12 protein-coding genes are annotated in these 14,955 nt (G+C 70.6%); 6 read left to right on the forward strand and 6 right to left on the reverse strand.

Annotation, left to right across the window (positions count from 1 at the left end):
• The first annotated feature begins 18 nt into the window (after nucleotides 1–18).
• The 6 genes from flhF (at nucleotide 19) to CSC65_RS10650 (ending at nucleotide 6,038) form a co-directional block, all read left to right on the forward strand.
• Nucleotides 19–1,455, forward strand: a complete 1,437-nt coding sequence (flhF, locus tag CSC65_RS10625) for a flagellar biosynthesis GTPase FlhF (RefSeq protein WP_162410545.1) — start codon at nucleotides 19–21, stop codon at nucleotides 1,453–1,455.
• Complete coding sequence (locus CSC65_RS10630; protein ID WP_162410546.1) at nucleotides 1,442–2,323, forward strand: P-loop NTPase; 882 nt, start codon at nucleotides 1,442–1,444, stop codon at nucleotides 2,321–2,323. Before flhF ends, CSC65_RS10630 begins: the two co-directional genes overlap by 14 nt.
• A complete protein-coding gene (locus CSC65_RS10635; protein WP_162410547.1) occupies nucleotides 2,320–3,063 on the forward strand; it encodes an RNA polymerase sigma factor FliA in 744 nt (247 codons plus the stop codon). Before CSC65_RS10630 ends, CSC65_RS10635 begins: the two co-directional genes overlap by 4 nt.
• Nucleotides 3,064–3,134: 71 nt before the next feature.
• Entirely contained in the window at nucleotides 3,135–3,527 is a 393-nt protein-coding gene (gene cheY / locus CSC65_RS10640) for a chemotaxis response regulator CheY (RefSeq protein ID WP_052633590.1), read from the forward strand.
• Nucleotides 3,524–4,147, forward strand: a complete 624-nt coding sequence (locus tag CSC65_RS10645) for a protein phosphatase CheZ (RefSeq protein WP_162410548.1) — start codon at nucleotides 3,524–3,526, stop codon at nucleotides 4,145–4,147. Before cheY ends, CSC65_RS10645 begins: the two co-directional genes overlap by 4 nt.
• Before the next feature lie 16 nt (nucleotides 4,148–4,163).
• Nucleotides 4,164–6,038 carry a chemotaxis protein CheA gene (locus CSC65_RS10650; RefSeq protein WP_162410549.1) on the forward strand — a complete coding sequence of 625 codons (1,875 nt, stop codon included), beginning with the start codon at nucleotides 4,164–4,166 and terminating at the stop codon, nucleotides 6,036–6,038.
• Between the two features lie 35 nt (nucleotides 6,039–6,073).
• Here the strand turns inward: CSC65_RS10650 and CSC65_RS10655 are convergent, their stop codons facing one another.
• From CSC65_RS10655 to CSC65_RS10680, 6 genes are all read right to left on the reverse strand, one after another.
• Nucleotides 6,074–6,991: a hypothetical protein gene (locus CSC65_RS10655; RefSeq protein ID WP_238390354.1), complete on the reverse strand. Its 918-nt coding sequence runs from the start codon at nucleotides 6,989–6,991 to the stop codon at nucleotides 6,074–6,076.
• 3 nt (nucleotides 6,992–6,994) lie between these two features.
• A complete protein-coding gene (locus tag CSC65_RS10660) occupies nucleotides 6,995–9,607 on the reverse strand; it encodes a hypothetical protein (protein WP_162410551.1) in 2,613 nt (870 codons plus the stop codon).
• A gap of 436 nt (nucleotides 9,608–10,043) precedes the next feature.
• A complete protein-coding gene (locus tag CSC65_RS10665; protein ID WP_162410552.1) occupies nucleotides 10,044–12,134 on the reverse strand; it encodes a M56 family metallopeptidase in 2,091 nt (696 codons plus the stop codon).
• Entirely contained in the window at nucleotides 12,127–12,546 is a 420-nt protein-coding gene (locus CSC65_RS10670; RefSeq protein ID WP_162410553.1) for a BlaI/MecI/CopY family transcriptional regulator, read from the reverse strand. Before CSC65_RS10670 ends, CSC65_RS10665 begins: the two co-directional genes overlap by 8 nt.
• A gap of 108 nt (nucleotides 12,547–12,654) precedes the next feature.
• Nucleotides 12,655–13,530 carry an HDOD domain-containing protein gene (locus CSC65_RS10675; RefSeq protein WP_162410554.1) on the reverse strand — a complete coding sequence of 292 codons (876 nt, stop codon included), beginning with the start codon at nucleotides 13,528–13,530 and terminating at the stop codon, nucleotides 12,655–12,657.
• 245 nt (nucleotides 13,531–13,775) lie between these two features.
• Nucleotides 13,776–14,693 (reverse strand): M14 family metallopeptidase, encoded by a 918-nt coding sequence (locus CSC65_RS10680; RefSeq protein ID WP_162410555.1) that lies wholly within the window; start codon nucleotides 14,691–14,693, stop codon nucleotides 13,776–13,778.
• Between the last annotated feature and the right edge of the window lie 262 nt (nucleotides 14,694–14,955).

Raw genomic sequence — 14,955 nt, forward strand, 5'->3', positions numbered from 1 at the left:
TAGCGGTAAGGAGCAGTCATGAAGATCAAACGATTCGTAGCCGTCGACATGCGCACCGCGCTGCGCATGGTCCGTGCCGAACATGGCCCGGACGCGGTGATCCTCTCCAACCGCCGCACCGACGAGGGCGTGGAGATCGTCGCCGCCAGCAACTACGACGAGAACGCGGTGCAGAAGGCGCTGTTCGACGCGCAGCGCGCCGCCGAGGCCGAGGCCACCGCCGAAGCCGCCGCCCGCGCCGTCGCCACGCGACCGGCCGCGCCGCGCCCCAATCCCTTCCTGGACAACATGCCGCCGGCGCCGGTCCCGGCCGCCGCGCGAACGACCTCCGCCGATTTCGCCGCGGCGATGGCCGCGGCGCTGACCACGCCGACCGCGCAGGCAGCCAACGCCATGCACGCACCGCTGGCCGCCGCCGCACCAAACATGGTTCCGGGCGCGATGTCCGCTCCGGAGAACGCCGCCGTCGCCGAGGCCGACACCATCGCCATGCCGGCACCTGCAGCGGTCGCCACGCTGACCGCGGTTCCGGTCGCGGTCCCGGCAAACGACGAGCAGCTCGCCGCCATGCGCGACGAACTGGCACAGATGCGGCAGATGATCGAACGCGAGATGCACCGCCTCACCGACGAGCGCCTGCGCGGCTCGCCGGTGCGCCTGCAGGCGATGGAACTGATGGAGGACTACGGCTTCGATGCCGGGATCACCCGCGACATCGTCCTGCAGGTGCCGGCCGACACGCCCGACCACCGCGGTCGCGGTCTGATGCTGGGCCTGGTCTCGCGCCTGCTGCCGGTGTGCCCGGTCGATCCGCTGGAACAGGGCGGCGTGATCGCCCTGGTCGGCCCGACCGGCGCCGGCAAGACCACCACCATCGCCAAGCTCGCCGCGCGCTTCGCCGCCGAGCATGGCGCCCGCAACATCGCCCTAGTGACCACCGACACCGCGCGCATCGGCGGACGCGAACAGCTCTACAGCTACGGCCGCCAGCTCGGCATCGCCGTGCACGAGGCCGACAGCGACGCCGCCCTGATCGCCCTGCTGCAGCGCCTGCAGGACTACCGGCTGGTGCTGGTCGACACCGCCGGGCTGGGCCAGCGCGACCGCGCCCTGGCCAGCCAGCTCAACTGGCTGCGCGCCGCCCGCGAGGTGCGCACGTTGCTCGTCCTGCCGGCCAACTCCCATTACGCCGACCTGGACGAAGTGGTCCGCCGCTTCGGCCCGGCCAAGCCGCAGGGCGTGGTCCTGACCAAGCTGGACGAGACCGGCCGCCTGGGCAGCGCCCTGTCGGTGGTCGTGGACCACCAGTTGCCGCTGACCTGGATCACCGACGGCCAGTGCGTTCCCGACGACCTCCACCGCGCCAATGCGGCCAGCATTGTTCTTCGCCTTGAAGATCTGCGCCGCGCGGCCGATAAGCCGAACATCCCGGAGCACGATCATGCCGTCGCGTGAGTACGCCAACTTGAACCCGTCAGCCGCCAACCCGAGTCGCGCCCCCGTCCGCAGCATCGCCATCACCGGCGGCAAGGGCGGCGTGGGCAAGACCAACCTGTCGGTCAACCTGGCCGCCTCGCTGGCCGGGCTGGGCAAGCGCACGTTGCTGCTCGACGCGGACCTGGGCCTGGCCAACGTCGACGTGCTGCTGGGGCTGTCGCCGCAGCACACCCTCGCCGACCTGGTGTCGGGCCGCTGCGAGCTGGACGAGGTGATCCTCCAAGGCCCCAACGGCATGCTGGTGGTGCCCGCCGCCTCCGGGCGCCGGCACATGGCCGAACTGCAGCCGGCCCAGCACGTGGGCCTGGTCAACGTGTTCAACGACCTGCAGCGCGACCTGGACATCCTCATCGTCGATACCGCCGCCGGGATCACCGACAGCGTGCTGACCTTCTGCCAGGCCGCGCAGGACGCGGTGGTGGTGGTCTGCGACGAACCGGCATCGATCACCGACGCCTACGCCCTGATCAAGGTGCTCGCCCACGAGCGCGGCGTGAACCGCATGCAGGTGGTGGCGAACATGGTGCGCAGCCCAGCTGAGGGCCGCGGCCTGTACGACAAGCTCGCGCGGGTGTGCGAGCGCTTCCTCGGCGACGTGTCGCTCAACTTCCTCGGCGCGGTCCCACAGTGCGACTGGCTGCGCATGGCCGTGCAGCGCCAGCAGGCCGTCGCCACCGCCTACCCGGCCAGCCCCTCGGCCCGCGCGATCGCCGAGATCGCCCGCCGCGCCGCCCGCTGGGATGCGCCGGCGGCACCGCGCGGCAACATCGAATTCTTCGTGGACAGGCTGATCCAGCAAAGGCTCGGCCAGGGAGCGACGGCATGAACGCGCTCGCCGAATACCGCGCCGTCCAGCGCTCCACCGCCGATGACGCCGTCGCCCGCCACGCCGAGCTGGTGCGCCGCATCGCCCACCACATGGCCGCGCGCCTGCCGGCCAGCGTCGAGGTCGACGACCTGATCCAGGCCGGCATGATCGGCCTGATCGAGGCCTCGCGCAGCTACGACCCCGACCAGGGGGCCTCGTTCGAGACCTACGCCTCGATCCGCATCCGCGGCTCGATGATCGACGAGATCCGCCGCGGCGACTGGGTCCCGCGCTCGGTGCACCGTCGCGCCCGCGACGCGGCCGCCGCGATGCGCCAGCTCGAGCAGGCCACCGGCCGCGCGGCCACGCCGCAGGAAGTCGCCGCGCGACTGGAAATGCCGCTGCCCGAGTACATGCGCCTGCTCGAGGACGCCTCGCGCGGCCAGGTGCTCAGCCTGGACTCGCACGTGGAAGACCACGGCGAAGTGACCCTGCACAGCGGCGGCCTCAATCCGCAGCAGAACCTCGAACGCGGCGACTTCGGCCGCGAACTGGCCGAGGCCATCGGCCAGTTGCCCGAGCGCGAACAGCTGGTGCTGTCCCTGTACTACGAGCAGGAGCTGAACCTCAAGGAGATCGGCGCGGTGCTCGGGGTCAGCGAATCGCGGGTGTGCCAGATCCACGGCCAGGCCGTGCTGCGCCTGCGTGGCCGCCTGTCCCAGTACGAATCGCGCGACGCCGGCCTGGAAGACGCATAGGCCGCCATCGCGATGAACGCAATCCCGCACCGCACGCAGTTGCACGCACCACCCAAGAACCGGAGCACGAAGTGAACAAGAACATGCGCATCCTGATCGTTGACGATTTCTCGACGATGCGCCGCATCGTCAAGAACCTGCTCAACGACCTGGGCTACAGCAATACCGCCGAGGCCGACGACGGCCACACGGCACTGGCCGCGTTGCGCTCGGCCCCGTTCGACTTCGTGGTCACCGACTGGAACATGCCGGGCATGACCGGCATCGAGTTGCTGCGCGCGATCCGCGCCGACGACAAGCTCAAGACCCTGCCGGTGCTGATGGTCACCGCCGAAGCCAAGCGCGAGCAGATCATCGAGGCCGCGCAGAACGGCGTGAACGGCTACATCATCAAGCCGTTCACCGCGCAGACCCTGGAAGAGAAGCTCGGCAAGATCTTCGAGCGCCTGGCAGCCACCGCATGAATGCCTGCACCTCGCCCGAGCGCATTGCGCTGATCCAGCGCCTGCACGAGGCCCTCGACGCGTTGGAGCGCGGCGACGAGACCGCCATGCGCGCGGTGATCGACGCCCTCGCCTCGGCACGCACCCGGCCGCTGGTGCAGGGCCTGGGCCGCCTGGCCCGCGAGCTGAGCCAGGCGCTGGGCGAGTTGCCGCAGATCCCCGGCGAGGACGCAAAGGCCGCCGAACTGGACGACGCCTGCGCGCGCCTGGACCACGTGGTCACGGTCACCGAGCAGGCGACGCATCGCACCCTGGACCTGGCCGACCAGTGCCGCGACCTGGTCGAGGACCTGCGCATCGAAGGCGTCTCCGCGCGCCAGGACGAAGTGCTGGACCGGATCCGCCACAATCTCACCGAGATCGGCCTGACCCAGAGCTACCAGGACCTGACCGGGCAGATCATCCGCCGCGTCGCCGGCATCGTGCGCACCGTGCACGAAGGCTTCGGCGCGCTCGGCCTGCCGCCGAAGGAAAGCGAACACGAGGGTTCCGGACTTGCCGGGCCGGCGGTTGCCGGTCTGGACCGCCACGCGGTCTCGCAGGTCGATGCCGACGCCCTGCTGGCAGACCTGGGGCTCTGACGATGGACAGTGAGCCATGAGCGGCGTGACCCCGGAAATCGCGGCCGACTTCATCGTCGAGGCCCAGGAAATCCTGGACCGGCTGGGCGAGCAGCTGGTCGCGCTTGAACATGCGCCCGACGACCGCGAACAGCTCAATGCGGTGTTCCGCGGCTTCCACACGCTCAAGGGCGGAGCCGGCTTCCTCGGCATCCATGGCATGGTCGAACTGTGCCACGCGGCGGAAGAGACGCTCGGCAGCGTGCGCGCCGGCCAGGCCGTGCTCGAAGCGCAGCACTTCGATGCGGCGCAGCGTTCGCTGGACTGGCTGCAGGCCATGCTCGACGCGGTCGCCGGCGGAACCGAACCGGTCCATGCACCGGCCGAGCTGATCGCACAGTTCAGCCTCGATCCGGTGGCCGTGCCGGCACCGGTCGCGTCGCCGGCACCGGTGGCCACTGCAACGGGCGGCATGATCGACGATGACGAGTTCGAGGCGCTGCTCGACCAGCTGCACGGCACGGCCGCGCCCGGCGTGCAGCCCCCTGCCGTGGCTCCGTCCAGGCCCGCCTCGGGCATGATCGACGACGACGAATTCGAAGCGCTGCTCGACCAGCTGCACGGCGCCGCCGCACCCGGTGCACATGCCATGCCGGCCGTCGTGCCGCCCAGCGCGCCCGCGCGCGCACCCTCTCCCGCCGTGCCCGCACCCGTTGCAGCGCGGCCGGCCGCGGCGCCGCCGCGCGCCGCGGGTGGCGGCGAAGCCGAGCAGACCGTGCGCGTGGATACGCGCCGCCTGGACGCCATCGTCAACCTGATCGGCGAACTGGTCCTGGCCCGCAACCGGCTCAAGACCCTGCGCACCCGGCTCAAGGACGAAGAGCTGGACCGCGCGGTCGGCACGCTCGACGTGGCCACCGCGCGCCTGCAGTCGGCGGTGATGCGCACGCGCATGCAGCCGGTCGGCAAGGTGTTCTCGCGTTTCCCCAAGGTCGCCCGCGACGTCGCCCGCTCCCTGCAGAAGGAAGTGGAACTGGAGATGGTCGGCGCCGAGACCGAGCTGGACCGCAACCTGGTCGAAGCCCTTGCCGATCCGCTGGTGCACCTGGTCCGCAACGGCATCGACCACGGCGTCGAAGCGCCCGCGTTGCGCGAAGCCGCGGGCAAGCCGCGCGTGGGCCGGCTGCGCCTGTCCGCGCAGCAGGAAGGCGATTACGTCGGCATCGAAGTGCAGGACGACGGCGCCGGCATCGATCCCGAACGCCTGCGCGCGAAAGCGCGCGAGAAGGGCCTGATCGACCCCGAGGCCGCCGCGCGCCTGGGCCCGGAGGAATGCCTGCACCTGATCTTCCTGCCCGGCTTCTCGACCAAGGCCGAAGTAACCGACATTTCCGGGCGCGGCGTGGGCATGGACGTGGTCCAGTCGCGTATCCGCGAACTGGGCGGGCAGATCCAGATCCAGTCCGAACTGGGCCGCGGCAGCCGCTTCATGATCCGCGTGCCGCTGACCCTGGCGATCCTGCCGACCCTGCTGGTGCAGGCCGGCGAAGCGGTGTACGCGCTGCCGCTGGCGCGCGTGCTGGAAGTGCTGCACGCCGCGCCGGCTTCGCTGGGCTGGTTCGACGGCCGACCGGTGCTGGACCGCCAGTCGCATGCCCTGCCCCTGCTCGACCTGCGCCGCTGGCTGGGCATCGAGGCATGCGAAGCGACGCTGCTCACCGTGGTCGTGTTGCAGATGGGCGACTCGCGCTTCGGCCTGATCGTCGACCAGGTCCGCGGCCGCGAGGAAGTGGTGATCAAGCCTTTGCCACGCGCCCTGCGCGGCCTGCCCGGCTATGCCGGCGCCACCCTGATCGGCGACGGCCGCCTGGCCCTGATCCTGGACGTGGACGGACTGCGCGAGTCGGGCTGAGCGGAACGCCGGCGCGGAGCCGGCGCGCCACTGCTTCAGCCCCGCACTCCGGTACCGACCGGCCGGCCCGGCGCCGGGCACGGCTTGCCCAGCGCCGGATTGCAACCGATCTGGCGCTTCACCTCGTCGCTGACTTCCTGGATGAAGTCGTCGCTGATCGTCTGCGAGTCGTCATCGGGCACGCGCGTGTCCCACGGACCACCGCAGACCTTCAACTGCGCGGTGGGAATCGCATGGTCGATGTTCTGCAGCGCGAACTGGCGCGCTTCCATGACCGCTTTGTCGGTCGATTCCTGTTCGTTGGCCAGGAAGAACCGGGTTTCCCCCGCTTCCGGTACGCACACCACCGCTCCGGCACCGCGCGAACTGGTCATCAGCAAGGTCTTCCAGCCGTCGGCGGTCGCGAACTTCGCCTCCAGCTTCTCCACGGCCTGGCGCGAGGGCCGGTTGCCCGCCACCACCACCCGCCCGTTGTTCCGGTTGCCCATCACCAGCAGCCACGCCGGACTGTCGGGGGAATCGAACGAGAGGATCTCGATCGAGGACGACGGCTTGCCCCGCGCCGGTGCCGAAGCGACCGCGGGCGCCGCCGCGGCGACGCCCTTGCGGGTCCACGGCACGCCCTGGAAACGCGTCGCGCCGGCACATTCAGGACAGCTTTCCTGCGGCAACAGCGATTGCGCGCGCGCGATCGCCTCGGCCGAGGGCCGCATCGTGCAGTAGCCTTGCGCCTGCCCGCGCAGCGCACCCTTGCCGCGCAGGTATTGGACGAATTCGGCCCCGTAACCGGAACGCTCCGGCACCGGGCCTATGGGCATGACCGGCGAAACGAACACCACGCCGCTGGCCGGATCGGGGACGTAGCAGAAGAAGTGGCTCAGCGCCTGCGCCGGCAACGACGCGCTGCCGGCCAGCAAGAACGCGATGATGGAAAGACGGACCTTCATGCGCATGGCTCAGTCCGCCCCGTGGCTCTGGAGGTAGCCGGCCGCGACTTCCGCGGACTGCTGGTGGGCTGCGTAGGTGCGGTTCGCATCGGCCTCGCTGTAGCCCTGCGCGATCGCGCGCTTGTACATCGTGTAGTACTCGAAGGCCTGTCCGCACATCGCGTACAGCTGCTGGTCGCCGCCGCCGGACACCGCCTTCTGCCGGTAGTTGGATTCGGTGAAGCCGGCGCAGGACGAGAGCGCCAGGTTTTCCCTGGTCCGATAGCTGCCGCCACCGCCGCCCGCCATCCCGGCCAGGCTGCTGGCGGCCCCCATCCCGGAGACGCCACCGGTGACCAGTTCCTGGGCCGTCGCGCCCAGGATCGAGGCCGCGGCGCTGTCCGGGTTGGCGATCGTCGCGCCGACCAGCGCGCCCCCGATGATCTGTTCGGCGTTGCCGCCGTGGTAGCCGACGGTCGCCGCACCGACCGTGGCGATGGCCAGGGTGCCGAGCATGCGGCCGATGCCCGAGCCGCCGGAAGCCTCCTCCTGCGCCCGCTGCTCGGCCAGCTGCTGCGCGGCACGCTCGCGCTCGCGCGCCAGGTCGGCGCGCATCCGGGCCTGGCGTGTCCGCAGGTCGGGCACCAGTGCGGCAAGCTCATCCCGATCGCTTGGCCAGTAGCGCAGGGAACCGTTGTAGCTCTGGCTGCCGTCCGGGTTCAACTTGATCGCCATCGCTTCCTTGCGCGTGGGCCGGCCGTTGGCATCGACCCCGTAGAAGATGGCCAAGAGGGTGTCTGCGTCGAGGGGCAGGAACTCGTTGTTCTCCTTCGAGTCCACCGTGCGATAGACCTGCGCGGCCGGGTCGAGGCGGTAGTCGGTCATCTCCGACGACTGGTTCACGCCGGCGTCGGTGACCGTGCCCCCGACGATGCGGAGCACCCCGTCCTTGCGCCCCCACAGGTACTGCTTCCACTGGATGTATGCGCGTTCGCCCTCGACCTGCCAGCCGAACTGCGTGCGCAGGGTGCGTTGATCGAGCCGGGCCATGATCGCCTGCACCGCCGAAACCCGCTCGGTGCGCCACGCCGGATCTTCCAGCACCGCCGCGGCCGGCCCCGTATCCACGGCGACCAGGGGCACAGGAATCGATGCGGCACCGGCCGGGGCCATGCTGCCACCGGGCTTGCCGGGCTTGTGCTTGACCTGCAGCGTGTAGGAGCGACCCGGCACGCCCACGGGCACGAACCAGTAATAGCCGCCGCCCGCGGTCATCGAGTGGATCCGGTTGAAGGTGAGGAAAGCCTCCCTGCTCTTGGCGCCAGCCACCGGCTGCAGGCCGGCCATGCAATCGGGACCCTGCACCATTGCGAGCTGCGGTACGACCAGGCCGGAAACGTAGACATCGTCGGCCTGGGTGGTGATTTCCCAGCGGTCGCCCGGCTGGGTCTGGAGCAGGTAGCAGTCGTAGCGGTTGCCCTGGCGATCGATGCCCGACACGCCGGGACTGAAGGTTCCGTTGATGGTTCCGGTGCCGCTGATGACGCGCACCGGATGCGAGCCGGCCGTGTTGCCTGTTGCAGGCGCGCCGGCTGGCACGGCCGCGCCAGGGGCGCCGGCGGGGGAAACCGCAAGGCCGGCGGCGGGCACGGCGGCGGCACTCGCGGCGGCCGCGACCGGCGCATGCGTACCCGCGCCCTGCAGCGCGGTGTAAACGTACTCCATGCGTACGCTGCTGTCGCCCTTGAGCTGCTGTTCGACCCAGCTGCCGTCGTCGCGGCGGGCGATGCGCATGCCGGGCTTGAGCGCACCTTCCTTCGGGAACAGCAGCGAGCCGTCGGCCTGGACGCGCGCGAGCCGCGTCGTCTTCAATCCCTTGCGCTCGTTCACGACCTGCAGCTCGCTTGGCACCTGGGTACGGCTGATCGTGGTGGTCGAGAATGCGCCGCCATTATCCAGGTAGGTCTCCGCGACACGCATGCGCTGGCCCGGTTCGATCCAGCTGAACTCGAACACGCGCGGGCGCGAGCCGATGTCGAGGCGCCACCGTTGTCCCACCAGGTCGACGTAGGTGCCCCAGGCAGCGATTTCGGCCGCCCGCGCGGCGCGGCGTTCGGCGTCCAGCCTGGCGGTTTCCCGCTGCCTGTCCGCAGCCGAAAGTTCGTAGCGCGCGCTGTCGCTGGAAGACACCACTGCGCCATTCGCGAGCTTCACCCGCTCATGGACGAAACCGCCATCGGCGTACTTCACCTGGTACGGAAGCTTGGGCACCGCCCCGCGCTGGAACACGATGGTGTCCGCGTCCACGATCCGTCCCACCCACTTCATCGGCAACGGCGAGGATTTGGCCTGCAGCTCGCCGGGGCGCTCGCCCGGGGTCACGGTGACCGTGCCCTGCACCGTTCCCGTGCTGGAGGTGGCGGTCTCGAGCAGGCTCTCGCCGGGGACGATCCAGCGATAGCTGATGGTGTAACGCCCCGGCGATTCCCAGGCCTTGCCCACCAGCCGGGTATACACGCCCCACACCGCCGCATCGGGCTCTGCGGTCGCGTCGGCGGCGACCGGCGCCTGCGCCCACGCGCCAGCACAGGCCAGCATGCCCATGCACAGCGCCAGCAGCATCGCCCGCACTCCCTTGATCATCCTTCGCATCGATATCCCCTGTTCCGTACTCCGAATGCCGGCCAGGAGCCCGGACGCATGGATGCGTCCGGGCCCGCGGGCATGTCCTCGAGGGAATATCGGCCGCGATGTGGCCTTGTTGAGCCGCCATGCGCGCCGCGCGGCCGTGGTGGCCGCGCACACGCAGGCTCTTCGATGTTCCCCCTGTCGCAGGCCCGGCGAACGCGTCGTGGACGCGCGCGACATGGCAGCGGCGGCGATAGCCTAGCCCGCGGCCGGTGCTGGAAAAGCTCCCGATCAGGACTGGACACGCCAGGCGGAATGTGTTGCGCGGCGAACGATCACGCCAGCTGGCGCAGGCGGCGTTGGGATCCCGTCGAAGACGCCTCGCCTTGCGCCTCCCATGCCATCGGCTTGCGCGTACGGGCACCCGCGCGGGTGCCCGCCACGCCACCGGCTATTGCCGCTGCGGCGACGGCTTCGCCAGCCCCTTCTCCAGCGACTCGGCGATCAGGTTGCGGGTATCGCGTTCGGCGCGCTGGCTTACCTGGTCCATCTGCTTGCCGAGGCCATCCATCTGCCTGCCCAGTGCTTCCATCGGCAGGGAGGCCTGCTCCATCTGCCGCGACAGCGCTTCCATGGGCTGCATGCGCTGCTGGTGGCGTCCGGCCTCCGTTTCGAGCTTCCGCGACTGGGTTTCCATCCGCTTCGACAGCGCTGCCTGCTCGCGCTCCAGTACCTGCATCTGGTCCTGCAGCTCGGCCTGGCGCCTGACGTCGCGATCAGCGGATGCATCGGCCAGGGCCAGCGAAAGACGGGCCTGGCGCTCGCCCAGTTCGCCCTGCTCGCGACCCAGCGCTTCAAGCTGGCGGGACACCGCTTCGAAGCCTGGCGGTGGGCCCATGTCGCCCGAAGCCTTCTCCATCTCGCGGCCGATGGCCTCCATCTTCCTGCCGTGGCCTTCCATGTCCTGGCTGAGCGCGCGCATCCGCTCGCTCAGCACGTCGGCTTCGGCCCATGACTTCCGCACGCGCGCCACGGTCGCAGGATCGGTGACCACATAGTCCTTGCCGCCGCGGCGGAACCAGAGGAAGTCACCATCGACCGAGCGGCGCACCGTTTCGATCTGCGGCATGTCATCGCTGGAGCCGGACATCAGGTAGCCGTCGCTGCCCTTGCGCACCAAAGCGTACGGCTCGCCTTGGGTGCCATGCTGGCGCATGCCGGCGATGACCGGTGCAGGCGGTGCGGGAGGCGCAGGCGGCGCCTTGCCCGCACTGGGGGTCGGCGGCGCCGGGGGCGCAGGCGGTGCCTTGAGGGTCGGCGCTACCGGCGCTGCCGGCGCTGCCGGCGGCGCGGGCGGCGCGGGCGGCGCCGGAATGGTGGACGCACGCGTTCCCTTCGCGACCGGGGCGGCCTGCGCGGTCGTCGAAGTGCGCGGCGCAGGCGCGGGTGCGGCGGACGGCGAGGCGAGCACGCCCACGGCGGCGGGCGCCAGGGTGATCGCCGGCGCAACCGACGCCTGCGGATCGCGCTGGGCATGGGCGTAGAAGGCCAGGCCGGCGGCAGCCAGTCCGATCAGCGGGAAGACCAGCCGGCCACCGCTGCTGACACGGCCGGGACGGACGAGGTTTTCGATGCGCGACATGAGGTGTCCTCTGTGGTTGCCGAGCGCGGCAAGTGCGGGTTGCGGGAGCAGGCCAGGCGCGGTGCGTGCGTCTGCCAGGGCCGCCAGGGCCAGGGCCAGCCGTCGGGGATCGCCCATGGCCTCGGCGGCGATGCGGTCGGCCACGTGCTCGCGTTCGTCACGGATGCGACGCGACAGCCACCAGGTGACCGGGTGGTAGAACAGCAATGCTTCGGCCAGCCCTTGCAGCAGGTTGACCAGGTAGTCGTGGCGGCGCACATGCGCCAGCTCGTGCGCCAGCAGCGCTTCGAGGTAATCCGCCGGCAGGCGGGACAGCAACGACACCGGCAGCAGCACCATCGGCCGCCACCAGCCGACCGCGGCCGGCGTGTCGATCTCGTCGACCAGGCGCAGGGTGACCGTGCGCCGTACGCCGCAACGTGCCACCAGCGCATCGACCCGCTGCTGCCATTTCTGCTGGATGTGCGGCAGCGGCAGCAACGGCAGGCGGTAGACCCACCACACCCCGGCTGCCATGCGCAGCGACAGCGCGCACGCCCCGGCTGCCCACGCGGCGACGATCCAGGGCAGCAGGGCGTCCACGCCCCACTCCGCCGGGCCAGCGAGCAGTGCCGGTCCGGCGAATGCCGCCGCCGGCGCCGCGGACAAACCCGCCAGGGGCACCATGTCGGCGGGACCGCCAGGCGCCATGTCCGCCAGCTCCCAGGCGACCGTGGCCATCGGCAGGAGCACGCAGGCCAGCAGTGCCAGGCATGCCACCGCGTAGCGCAGCTGCGGTCGCGCGTTGCGCAGCAGTTGCAGCGCAAGCGCCGACAGCAGGCCGATCAGCCCGCCCTGCCAGAGGAAATGCAGCAAGGCCCGGCCCAGCACCGGAACCAGTTCGGCGATCTGCTCATGCATGGCCGGTTCCTCCCTGGTCCGCGGGCGGCACTTCGGTTTCCTCGAGCAAGCGCCGGATCTCGTCGCGCTCGCCTTCGCTGACGTGCCCCTCCAGCGCCGCCATCACCAGTGCCTTGCCCGAGCCGGAAAACACCTTCTGGATCAGCTCGTCGAGCAGGTTGGTCTGCAGCGCATCGCGAGCATGCGCAGCGGCGTAGACATGCGAACGCTGGCTCTCGTCGCGCACCACCAGGCCCTTGCCGTGCATCACCTGCAACAGGCGCAGCACGGTCGCCGGCTGTACTTCCGGGCGCTCCACCTGCAGCGCCAGATGCACTTCGCGTGCAGTCGACGGGCCCTGCCGCCAGATCACCCGCAGCAGGTCCAGCTCGGCGGCGGTCGGCTTCGGGGGTCGGGTATCGGGTCGGGACATGGGCAGGCATCCATCGGGCGATGGAGCGATCCTGCACCTTCCAGACAGGATTGTCTAGAACAATTTGTCTAGGTCAAAAGTCATGGGTCATCGGCCCGGATCCGGCCCTCACGCGAGCGCCTGCCCGAGGTCCATCGAAGCGAGCGCGGCGGGTCCGGCCGACGCCAGCGCCCGACCCAGCCCGCCCATCGCGGCCACGTCATCGAGCGCCTGCTCGTCCAGCGCGCCCAGCAGGCGCGGGGACAGCTGCCACTCCGCTGCCACCAGCCGCCCGATGCGTGGCGACCAGCGCTGCAATACGTCGGCGACCCTCTCGGGCGGCATGGTTTCCTGTCCGCGGCCGGCCGCTTCGTCGCGCAGGGTCTGCACCACGACAATGGCGCCCAGTCCCTGCAGCAGCGCCAGCAGCTGGGCGGCGAAGGCATCCTCCCCTTCCACTTCCCGGGCCACGCGCGCGCCTTCCAGCGCGGCGTGCTGCGTGTGCTCCCAGATCCGCTCGGGCAGGCGCCCGAACATCCCCCGTTCGGTACGCATCACCGGCTGCATCAGCGCCACCGCCACCAGGCGGCGAAGGCCTTCGGTGCCGATCAGTGCAACCGCGCGATCGAGGCTTTCAACGGGCGCAGGCTGGATCCGGTACAGGGAGCTGTTCGCCAGCCTGAGCAGCGCGGCCGCGAGCGCGGGATCACGCGCGATAAGCGCGGCGATGCGCTTGCCGGAGGCTTCATCGTCGTTGAGCGTGCCGAGCAGCTCGGGCAGCAACTGCGGCCGGCGTGGCAGGCGCTGCGGTTCGGACGCGAAACGCGAGAGCGCGCGTTCCGCCGCGCGCACGACCTCGTCGTCGGTAGCGCCAGGCGCGACCCGGTCATGGCCCAGTGCCGACTCCACCAGCGGCAACGCCCACTGGCGTCCGGGGTCGCTGTCGCTGCCATCGACACCCGGCGCCGCATCGGCCGCATGCCCCGCCTGCGACCGCCCAGGCATTGCCCGGGCGCGCCAGATCCACGCGCACGCTCCACCCGTCAGCGCCATGGCCAGCAGCCCCAAACCGATCCATCCCGACATCCGATCCCCCGGAAAAACTGCAAGGCACGCGTGGGCGGCCCGCCGGTCATCGCCGGACAGGCAGCGCACGCGCGCATCCCTTGCGCATTATCCATCACCGCGCGCTCCCGCAGACCGCTGCCTTTGCGCTGCGGCCAAGGCCGCACCGGCGACGCGTACCGGTCTCAGCCGTGCGCCAACGCGTAGTCGATCGCCGCGCACACCGCCGCGACCTGCGCGTCGTTGCATTGCGCGGCAGTGGCTTTGGGGCTGTCCGGATAGACCTCGGTGGTGGTCACGTACTTCGCACCGCTGATGCCCGCGCACAGGCCAAGCGACTTGACCGGATAGTTGATCAGCCCCGGCGCCACCACCGGCGAGCCGATCATCATCCCTTGCGCGTCCGCCGGCGCGATGTGGGTAATCCGCTCCACCGCCGCGATGATCGCCTGCTGGAACTGCGGCTGCGGATTCTCGCTGTCGCCGACCAGGTAGAAGCCATCGGGAATGCCATTGGGCTCGAACGGCTTGCCGTCCCGTGCCGCCAGCGCCGGCCGGAATTCGGACTCGTCGCTGTCGGTCGTTTCATGCAGGTCGACATGGACCAGCACCCGACCCTGCAGCGGCGCCAGCAAGCGCATCAAGGCGATGGATTCGAGCGCGGCGCCGTGCTCGCCGAAGGACCGGTTCGGATCCACCGCCGCCGGGTTCCAGCGCTGGACGTGCTCGTAGGCCCAGGGACTGACGCAGGGCACCACCAGCAGGTTGATCCGTCCCTCGTAGGCGCTGCCGCAGTCGGCGGCGAACTTGAGCGCGCCATGCACCCCGCTGGTCTCGTAGCCGTGCACGCCTCCGGTCACCAGCGCGACCGGGCGCGCATGGTCCCAGTCGCAGCCGTGCAGGGCGACCAGCGGATAGAAGTCGGGCGCGTAGTCGAGCTCGCCATAGGCCTGCACGTCCCAATGGGCGTGCAACCGGGCCAACGGATCGAGCACGTCCTCGGCATAACTGCGCTGGCGGCGCTGCTGCGCCCGCCAGGCGGACCGCTCGGCCTCGCCCCAGGGCTGGCCGGGAACGCCGATCGGATGGAAACGCTCGATCATTGGGGGGCTCCCGCATTCGTGATGCGGCCACTCTAGCAGCGTGCCGGCGTGCGACCGGCGAGGCATGCCAGCCAGGCCGCGGCCGGCTGAAGCCGGCCGTGCTCCGGCCCTGCTCCGGGCGTGCCCGCAAGTGGCCTGGACCGGCACCGCTCCGGCCCGGTTCACGCGCATGGAGTAGGATGGACCGGCGTCCCATGGCGCAATCCCCGCGACCCCTCGCCACCCGGGCGACGGTGCGCCTCGCTTCTTCATCGATGCCCCA

This window comes from Pseudoxanthomonas daejeonensis (assembly GCF_010093205.1).
Lineage (GTDB): Bacteria > Pseudomonadota > Gammaproteobacteria > Xanthomonadales > Xanthomonadaceae > Pseudoxanthomonas > Pseudoxanthomonas daejeonensis.